At 29.8% G+C, this 8,337-nt stretch carries 9 protein-coding genes; 1 reads left to right on the top strand and 8 read right to left on the bottom strand.

Going from position 1 to position 8,337, the window contains the following annotated elements:
* Positions 1-2: 2 nt before the first annotated feature.
* The 5 genes from pyrH to Q0U66_RS02145 all read right to left on the bottom strand — a co-directional run bounded on the left by pyrH (position 3) and on the right by Q0U66_RS02145 (position 3,924).
* A complete protein-coding gene (pyrH, locus tag Q0U66_RS02125; protein WP_297377003.1) occupies positions 3-710 on the bottom strand; it encodes a UMP kinase in 708 nt (235 codons plus the stop codon).
* Between the two features lie 66 nt (positions 711-776).
* Positions 777-1,847 carry a translation elongation factor Ts gene (gene tsf, locus Q0U66_RS02130; protein ID WP_297377005.1) on the bottom strand — a complete coding sequence of 357 codons (1,071 nt, stop codon included), beginning with the start codon at positions 1,845-1,847 and terminating at the stop codon, positions 777-779.
* Between the two features lie 71 nt (positions 1,848-1,918).
* Positions 1,919-2,734, bottom strand: a complete 816-nt coding sequence (gene rpsB / locus Q0U66_RS02135; RefSeq protein ID WP_297377007.1) for a 30S ribosomal protein S2 — start codon at positions 2,732-2,734, stop codon at positions 1,919-1,921.
* 199 nt (positions 2,735-2,933) lie between these two features.
* Positions 2,934-3,368, bottom strand: coding sequence for a DUF948 domain-containing protein (locus Q0U66_RS02140; RefSeq protein WP_297377009.1), 435 nt, complete (start codon positions 3,366-3,368; stop codon positions 2,934-2,936).
* A 16-nt stretch (positions 3,369-3,384) separates the two neighbouring features.
* Positions 3,385-3,924, bottom strand: coding sequence for a YtxH domain-containing protein (locus Q0U66_RS02145; protein WP_297377011.1), 540 nt, complete (start codon positions 3,922-3,924; stop codon positions 3,385-3,387).
* A gap of 249 nt (positions 3,925-4,173) precedes the next feature.
* Between Q0U66_RS02145 and Q0U66_RS02150 the strand changes: the two genes are divergently transcribed.
* Positions 4,174-4,971 carry an NAD(+)/NADH kinase gene (locus tag Q0U66_RS02150; RefSeq protein ID WP_297377013.1) on the top strand — a complete coding sequence of 266 codons (798 nt, stop codon included), beginning with the start codon at positions 4,174-4,176 and terminating at the stop codon, positions 4,969-4,971.
* Positions 4,972-5,032: 61 nt separating this feature from the next.
* On the opposite strand, the gene Q0U66_RS02155 is transcribed toward Q0U66_RS02150, so the two are convergent.
* Genes Q0U66_RS02155 through Q0U66_RS02165 form a run of 3 tightly spaced genes read right to left on the bottom strand, consistent with a single transcriptional unit; the run spans position 5,033 to position 8,175 of the window.
* Complete coding sequence (locus tag Q0U66_RS02155) at positions 5,033-6,424, bottom strand: penicillin-binding protein 2 (protein ID WP_297377015.1); 1,392 nt, start codon at positions 6,422-6,424, stop codon at positions 5,033-5,035.
* Positions 6,414-7,679 carry an FtsW/RodA/SpoVE family cell cycle protein gene (locus Q0U66_RS02160; protein WP_297377017.1) on the bottom strand — a complete coding sequence of 422 codons (1,266 nt, stop codon included), beginning with the start codon at positions 7,677-7,679 and terminating at the stop codon, positions 6,414-6,416. Before Q0U66_RS02160 ends, Q0U66_RS02155 begins: the two co-directional genes overlap by 11 nt.
* 13 nt (positions 7,680-7,692) lie before the next feature.
* Positions 7,693-8,175 carry an FHA domain-containing protein gene (locus Q0U66_RS02165; protein ID WP_297377019.1) on the bottom strand — a complete coding sequence of 161 codons (483 nt, stop codon included), beginning with the start codon at positions 8,173-8,175 and terminating at the stop codon, positions 7,693-7,695.
* Positions 8,176-8,337: the final 162 nt, after the last annotated feature.

Raw genomic sequence — 8,337 nt, forward strand, 5'->3', positions numbered from 1 at the left:
TTTTACCCTCCGACATAAGTACCAATTTCTTCACCATTGATAACTTTAATTAAGTTGTTAGGATCATCTATACCGAAAACAATAACTGGCATCTCATTATCCTTAGCCAATGATGTAGCGGCAGCGTCCATTACTTGAAGATTTTTTTCAAGCATCTCCCTATAAGTAAGTTTATCATATTTTACAGCATCATCATACTTATTTGGATCTTTATCATAAATACCATCTGTACCTGTTTTACCCATCAACATAGCATCGGCCTGAATTTCTAAAGCTCTTAATGCAGAAGTTGTATCTGTAGAAAAATAAGGATGTCCTGTACCAGCTGCAAAAATAACTATTCTACCTTTTTCTAAGTGCCTTATAGCTTTTCTAACTATAAAAGGTTCAGCAACTTCATCCATTTTAATGGCTGTTTGGACCCTAGTTTCTAAATCTAAGGCTTCTAAAGCTGATTGTACTCTTAAAGCATTCATCACAGTACCTAACATGCCGATATTGTCAGATGTAGTTCTATCCATATCATCAGTATCTCTACCTCTCCAGAAGTTTCCTCCACCAACAACAATAGCTATTTCTACACCTTCTTCATGTACATTTTTTAATACATGAGCTATATTCATAATAGCTTGGTCATCCATTCCAAAACCTTTATTTCCAGCTAAAGATTCTCCACTAAGTTTAATAAGTACACGTTTATATTTAGACATTTTTGCTCCTTTATATCTATATAGAATAAAAGAGAACATAAAAATGTTCTCTTAAAATTGTCGTAATTATTTACCAGCCATTTGTTGAGCTACTTCAGAAGCGAAGTCTTCTTCTTTCTTTTCGATACCTTCACCAACAACAAATCTCTTGTATTCAACTACTTCTATTTCACCGTTTACTTTAGCTGATTCTTCTTTCAATGCTTCTTCAACAGTTTTTTCTGGGTCTAATACAAAACCTTGGCTATATAAAGCAAATTGTGAGTCAATTTGTGTATTATCTTCTAAGAACCTTGCCATTTTACCAGGTATAATCTTATCTAAGATTTTTTCTGGTTTACCTTCAGCTAATAATTCTTGTTTGATTTCTTCTTCTTTAGCCTTTAATACTTCTTCTGTAATTTGCGATCTTGAACCATATTCTGGAATAGTCTTTAATGGTTTTCCTAATATTTCATTATCTTCATTTTCAACTTTTAAGTGACCTATTAATCCCGATAATTCAGCTTCAACAAATCCTTCTGGGAATTCATTGTATGTGATGTATTCTGGTCCTAAAGCAGAAATATGCATAGCTACTTTATGTGCTATATCTTTTGCTTTTTCTTTTGTTTCTTCTGAATCAACTTTAACTCTTAATAAAACACCATTTGTTTTGTTAAAGTGAACATAACCCATGATAAAGTCATTTTCGCCAGCTTCAAATAAAGCTAATCTTCTAACAACAATATTTTCTCCAATTGAAGCAATTTGTTCTTTTAAGAAGTCTTCAAAGTTTTGACCATCAATTTCTGATGCATTTAATTCTTCTACTGTAGCAATATCATTATCATATACATGTTTTACAATCTTATCTGTTAAATCGATAAATACTTCGTTTTTAGCAACAAAGTCTGTTTGTGAGTTAATTTCAACTAAAGCACCTTTAGTATTATCTTCCGCAACATGTAGTTTAATTAAACCTTCTGCAGCTACTTTACTTTGTTTTTTTACAGCACTTGCAGCACCTTTTTCTCTTAAGATTTCGATAGCCTTATCCATATCGCCATCTGTTTCTACCAAAGCATTTTTGGCATCCATCATACCTGCACCAGTTAAATCTCTTAATTCTTTAACTTGTTTTGCACTAATTGCCATATGATCCTCCTATTTATATATTTAAAGGAAGTAGATAACTACTTCCTATTTTTTTGTTTATTATATTTTAACTATTCAGCTGAGTTGATTTCTTCTTGAATTTCTTCAACATCTTCTTCAGTAACTTCTACAGTTTCTTCAGCTTCTGTTTCTTCAACTTCTTCAGCTTCTACAGTTTCTTCTACTACTTCTTGGTCTAATGATTCACCTTGGTTACCTTCTACAACTGCGTTTGCAATTGTTGAAGTAATTAATTTAACAGCTCTAATAGCGTCATCATTACCAGGTATTGGATAATCAATTTCTTCTGGATCAGCATTTGTGTCAACGATAGCAACTATAGGTATACCTAATTTACGTGCTTCTTTAACAGCTATATGCTCATTTTTAGGGTCTACAACAAACATGATGTCTGGTAAACCGTTCATATTTCTGATACCACCTAAGTTCTTTTCTAATTTATCATGTTCTTTTTCTAATTGAGCAACTTCTTTTTTAGGTAGTAAATCAAAAGTACCATCTTCTTTCATTTCTTCAATTTCTTCTAGTCTTTTGATTGATTTTTTGATAGTTTGGTTGTTTGTTAACATACCACCTAACCATCTATTTGTTACATAATATTGGTCTGCTCTTTTTGCTTCAAATTCTACAGCATCTTGAGCTTGTTTCTTTGTACCTACAAATAAAACTTTTCCACCTTCTTCTACAACTGATCTTACAGCTTCATAAGCTTCTTCAACCTTTTTAGCTGTTTTTTGTAAGTCAATGATATAAATACCATTTCTTTCTGTAAAGATGTAAGGTTTCATCTTAGGGTTCCATCTTCTAGTTTGGTGACCAAAGTGTACACCAGCCTCTAGTAAGGCTTTCATTGATATAACTGACATATCTTCTCTCCTTGTGTTTTTATTTTGCCTCCATTGTCCTTTTAATACCTAACCAAATTGGCACACAGGTATGAACAAACAATGTGTTTATTGACTTATGTAGTATAGCATATTATCGCTAGTATTACAAGTGATAGTTTACAACTTGCTTTATTATAAAAAAAAATTAGATGTCTCCACCTAATTTTTCATTATGATATTATCTTTTTAATAATCCAGTTAAAAAACCTTTTACAAATCCTGTCTTGTTTGTAGCACTACGGAAGGTGTTTGTAAATTTAGATGCAGTATCCGCTGCAGCTATACCCACCACTTCAACTGTATCAGCAACAGTATCTGTAATATTTGATACATGTGATGTAAGATTGCTTACGTCATATAAAGCAGATGCTACTTGTGGTGTTACATCCTCAATTAAACCATTAGTAGAATCTAAAACGTTATTTAAATTATTAGTAATCTTTGGTAAATCTTCAAAAGTTTCATCTAAACTTTGTCTATTGCTTTCAACTGTATCAGCAATAACACCTACTGTTTTAGATATGTTAAATAGTAGTTTTGCTAATGCTACTAAAGCAACAACACCTGCTATAATTAGTAGGGCTAATAGAATATCTATTAAATCATATGACATGTTTACCTCCTAATTATTATTTTTTACTTTCTTTTTCAGCTTTTTTAGAAACTTTATCAGCTCCTTTTTTTACTTTATCAGCTGCTTTTTCTACACCTTTAGCAGCGTCTTTTTTAGCTTCTTCAGCTTTTTCTTCAGCTTTTTCTTTTGTTTCTTCAGCTTTTTCTTTTGCCTTTTCAGCAGCTTTTTCAGCTTTGTCTTTTGCCTTATTTGCTATTTCTTCTGTTTTTTCTTCAACATCTTCAGCTACATTGTGTAATTGTGTAAGTTTTTTTTCACCAATGTTTGATACCTTTTCTACAGTATCATGATATGTTTTTTGAACATTTTCGCCAAATTCTTTTGAAGTTTTTTGAATTTGTTTACCTGTATCTTCAACAGCATCCTTGATATCTTTTCTTGTTTCTTCACCTGATTTTGGTGCAAATAACACACCTGCAGCTGAACCAACTAAGGCACCTAAAGCTAGACCAAATCCAACTTTACCAGCAGTATCTTTTCTTTTTCTTCTTTCTAATTCTCTTTGTTTTGCAACAAAGTAATCTCTAATTGACATATTTACCTCCTATTTTTATAAAAAATCCACAAATGACTATAATTATACCTTCGTATGTGAAGGTGGGCTAACTGTCAATAAATTCTACAGTCCATCTAAGGCTTTGTATCCTTTATCAAACTCCGTATGCCCTTATAGTATGTGTAGGTTAATTATGAAAATCATTTGTGGACACTGTTATTATAGCACATTAATAGAAATTTGAAAAGAATTACAAATAAATTGTATAATAAATTTATTGGAGGAGATATGAAGCAAGCAAATATATTTACAAACTTATATAACTTGAGTGATGAGATAAGACAAGTAGTTGAAAAAGAATTTTTAAGTCATGATTTTAAAATTTCATATAAACATGATGAAGAGGCTGATTTCAATGTAGTTATCGGTGGAGATGGAACCTTTATAAAAGCTGTCCATGAATCCAATTTTTCAAATGTACCCTTTATTGGTATAAATACTGGTAAACTCGGATTCTATAATGATATTAAACCAGCTGATGTTGAATCAGCTATAGAAAGGTTGAAAGATAAAAAATATATACTTAATGAACTTAAGGTTATTGAGTGTCATATAGAAACCAAGAACGGAGACTTTATATATAAAAGTATAAATGAAATTGTTATAAAATCTAGATCAACTTCTATTATAAAGTTTGACTTATTTGTAGATGATATGAGGCTACAAGAATTTGCTGGTGATGGAATGATATTCTCTACCCCATCCGGATCTACTGCTTATAACCTATCTTCCGGTGGTGCCATTGTTTATCAAAATATAGATGCTTTTCAAATAACTCCATTGGCTCCAATTAAATCTAGTATATATAAATCATTAGATAAAAGTGTTGTAGTTCCAAAAAATACAAAAATTAAATTACTGACAGAAGATTTAAATGATAATGAATTTTTAATAGGAATAGATGGATTAGAATGCAATCACTCAGATATAAAATCTATCAACATTCAATTATCTAAAGATTCAATAAATAAAATAGTTTTCGATGAAAAATGGTTTTGGAAAAATATAAGAGATAAATTTATTTAAAAGGTGGTGTTGCAGATTAGTTAAATCTAGTCTGAACATCACCTTTTCTATATATTCATTATTATCTATTTATTACGTAATTTAACACCCTAGAAGCTATAGGTCCCGCAGTACTAAAAGCAGTCTGTTGACTCCCCTCTATTGTAACTACTACCACATATTTAGGATCATCTGCTGGTGCCATATTTATATACCAGTTGTTATTTAATCCATCAGATGTTTGACCAGTACCTGTCTTTCCTGCTGAATAGATACCACTTTTTAGAGTAAATCCATTATATTCGGCCGTGGCTGTTAAATATTCTCTAACCGTTTTAGCATATTCAGACTCTATCCTATCAGACAATATATTATCTTCATTTTGTTTTACTATTCCATTCCTATCGATTTTATCAACTATATATGGCCTATAAACTATACCATCATTGGCTATTCCCATTGTTATTAAAAGCATATCCATAGGAGTCATCAAGGTTTGTCCTTGTCCAAAAGCTGCATTGGCTTTTTCTAAATCTGATAATCCAGATTTAAATGGAAATATTGAGGATTTCAGAGGAAGAGAAAATTCATAATCTTCTCCTATTCCAAAATCTTTCAATACTTTAATATAATCTTCATTGCTTACTTCTCTAGACTTTTCATAAAAATAAGTGTTAGATGAATACATTAAGGCTTCTCTTAAAGAAATTTCTCCGTGGGCTCTCTTAGCATAATTGTTAATGGTATGATCAGCTATGGTAGCTGTTCCTTTATCATTATATGATAAGTCTATACCAGCCCTTAAAAAAGTAATAGATGATACTGTTTTAAAAACTGAACCTGGCTCATATAGTCCCTGACCTGGTCTATTCAGAAGCCTACCATCTTCAGACGCAATTATGTTCTCCCAATCCGCCCTTAAAGTATTTACATTAAAAGTAGGTTTAGACACCATTGCTAATATAGCTCCTGTCTTAGGATCTGCAACTATAACAGATCCAGTATAGTTTCCTAGGGCTTCCCAAGCATATTCTTGAATATCATTTTCTATAGTCAAATATACATCACTAGCATTCGTTTCAGAAACTAAGCTATCTATTCTTGTAAATAAGTCTTCTTTTTTACTTACATTAGCTAATTCTCTATTAAGAGATGCTTCTATACCGATCTTTCCAAGATTTGGATCGCTATAACCAGTTATATTTGAATATAGATAATTATAGCTATATTTTCTAGTATATGTTTTTCCATCTTCATTTTTTTCAGAATAGGCTAAAAGTTTTCCATTTTTATCAAGTATCTTTCCTCGTTCAGCATAGGCATTATCTTCAAAATTTCTAGCATTTCTAGGATCTTTATTCAATTTGTCAGCCTTAAATATTTGGAAATAAAGCAAGTATAAAGATATGGCTAAAAATAAAGCTGTAACAATCGCTAAAACCACTACAAGCTTTTTATTTCTTTTATCCTTCATATTCTTCTCCCGTTTTACTTGTTAAATAGTGCAATACAGCTAATAATATAAAACTTGAAGTAGTTGAACTACCACCATATGATACAAATGGTGTAGTAATACCAGTTAATGGCATTAGTTTTAATATACCGGCAAGCATAATAATTGTTTGTATTGAAAATAGCAAACCAATTGATAAAGCAAGCGAAGATAGATAATTAGACTTAAATTGCAAGGATACTTTCATAGATTTATAAAAAATCAATATAAAAATAAGTATAATTGCAAATCCCATAAATAGTCCCATTTCTTCTAAGATAGCTGCCATGATAAAATCTGTTTGAATTACTGGCACTAAACCAGGACTTCCTAAGCCAATACCTGTACCAAAAAATCCACCATTAGCTATGGCATATAAGGATTGAATTATCTGGTATCCCTTACCATTGAAATCTTCCCATGGATTTAGCCATATATCTATCCTTACTTTTATATGAGAAAGAACTAATGATGCTAAATAAACTCCTAAAAAAGCTAATACAATATTTAAAACAATAAAGATAAATCGCTTTTCAAAAATTAACATCGATGCAAGCATAAGTGCAAAAAACACCATAGCAGTACCTAATTCTCCCTGTAAGAAAAATAAGCCTGCGAATACATAACTTGCTCCTGCTAAATAGTATTTACCAAATTTATGACTAGTATATTCCTCATAATTATTATAATAAGCAGCAATCATAAATATATATGATATTTTAGCAAATTCAGATAACTGTAAAGTAAATAAACCACCAACATCTATCCAATTTTTTGCTCCGTATTTTGAAAATCCAAACACAAGTGTAAGTATAAAAGTTAAGAATGTTATAACAAAAAATAAAATAAACTTATCTTGTAAAAACTTATTAAAATACTTAATAAAATATCTAACAAATATGAATATAAAAAATCCTATAAAATACCAGATTATATGTTTATTTATTAAAGTATAATCTAACCTAATTATAATTATTAAACTTATACTATATAATAGATTAACCAAATATATATAAGTGGAGTCACCATTAATAAATTTTGGAATTGTATAATTTATAATGGCTGTAACTACTATAAAGGCATAGGCCAAGTAAATTGAACTAATCTGTATTTTTATATTATGTATAATAGCTAAACTTATCCCAAGAAATTGGAAAATAAATAAAAGAATAATAAGTTTATTATGAAGACTAATCCTTCTTGTATCGTTAAAATTCACCCTATTAATTTTATTCATAAACTTACCCCTTCTAGCTTATTTCAACATTCAAGTTTAAAACATAGGGCCCTATTTCTATCTCATCACCTACTAGCAATTCTAAATTAGTATCTAAATATTCTCCATTTAAATAAGTGCCGTTTAAAGATCCCTTGTCGACTAGATAAAAAGAATCTTCAGATTTGATGATCTCAGCGTGATAAGATGAAACCAGGTCACTATCTAAAACTATATCATTCCCAAGATTTCTTCCTATACTTGTGTAGCCTTCCAATAAATAGCTTTTAGAAGATCCATTTTGATCTCTAACAATTAAATAATAATCCCTTTTCACCTTATCAAAATCTATATTTCTAATATCTAATATAATTAATTTTACAATGATATATATATAATATAAAACTATATAGACTAATATAAATTTCACTATAGATGAAATAATTGTATATAAATTTAAATTTCCTATTATATTAGTAAAAAAAGCATTTCTTACTATATTTAATAATTCTCTCATATATACTCCTTCTCTTTGTTAACTACTATTATACCAAATCATAAATAAATAATATAAAATATTTTCTAAGAATTAGTTAAATATATGTTTAGAAAACATAAAAAAATCTAGGTCTAAGACCTAGATTTTATAAGTTATTTTATTCTACAGCTAAAATTTTTG

The sequence above is a fragment of the uncultured Helcococcus sp. genome (genome assembly GCF_946998255.1).
In the GTDB taxonomy this organism is placed as follows: domain Bacteria; phylum Bacillota; class Clostridia; order Tissierellales; family Peptoniphilaceae; genus Helcococcus.

Excerpts from the sequence above, each read along its gene's own strand:
- pyrH (WP_297377003.1), bottom strand. The coding sequence starts at position 710 with ATGTCTAAATATAAACGTGTACTTATTAAACTTAGTGGAGAATCTTTA.
- tsf (WP_297377005.1), bottom strand. The coding sequence starts at position 1,847 with ATGGCAATTAGTGCAAAACAAGTTAAAGAATTAAGAGATTTAACTGGT.
- rpsB (WP_297377007.1), bottom strand. The coding sequence starts at position 2,734 with ATGTCAGTTATATCAATGAAAGCCTTACTAGAGGCTGGTGTACACTTT.
- Q0U66_RS02140 (WP_297377009.1), bottom strand. The coding sequence starts at position 3,368 with ATGTCATATGATTTAATAGATATTCTATTAGCCCTACTAATTATAGCA.
- Q0U66_RS02145 (WP_297377011.1), bottom strand. The coding sequence starts at position 3,924 with ATGTCAATTAGAGATTACTTTGTTGCAAAACAAAGAGAATTAGAAAGA.
- Q0U66_RS02150 (WP_297377013.1), top strand. The coding sequence starts at position 4,174 with ATGAAGCAAGCAAATATATTTACAAACTTATATAACTTGAGTGATGAG.
- Q0U66_RS02155 (WP_297377015.1), bottom strand. The coding sequence starts at position 6,424 with ATGAAGGATAAAAGAAATAAAAAGCTTGTAGTGGTTTTAGCGATTGTT.
- Q0U66_RS02160 (WP_297377017.1), bottom strand. The coding sequence starts at position 7,679 with ATGAATAAAATTAATAGGGTGAATTTTAACGATACAAGAAGGATTAGT.
- Q0U66_RS02165 (WP_297377019.1), bottom strand. The coding sequence starts at position 8,175 with ATGAGAGAATTATTAAATATAGTAAGAAATGCTTTTTTTACTAATATA.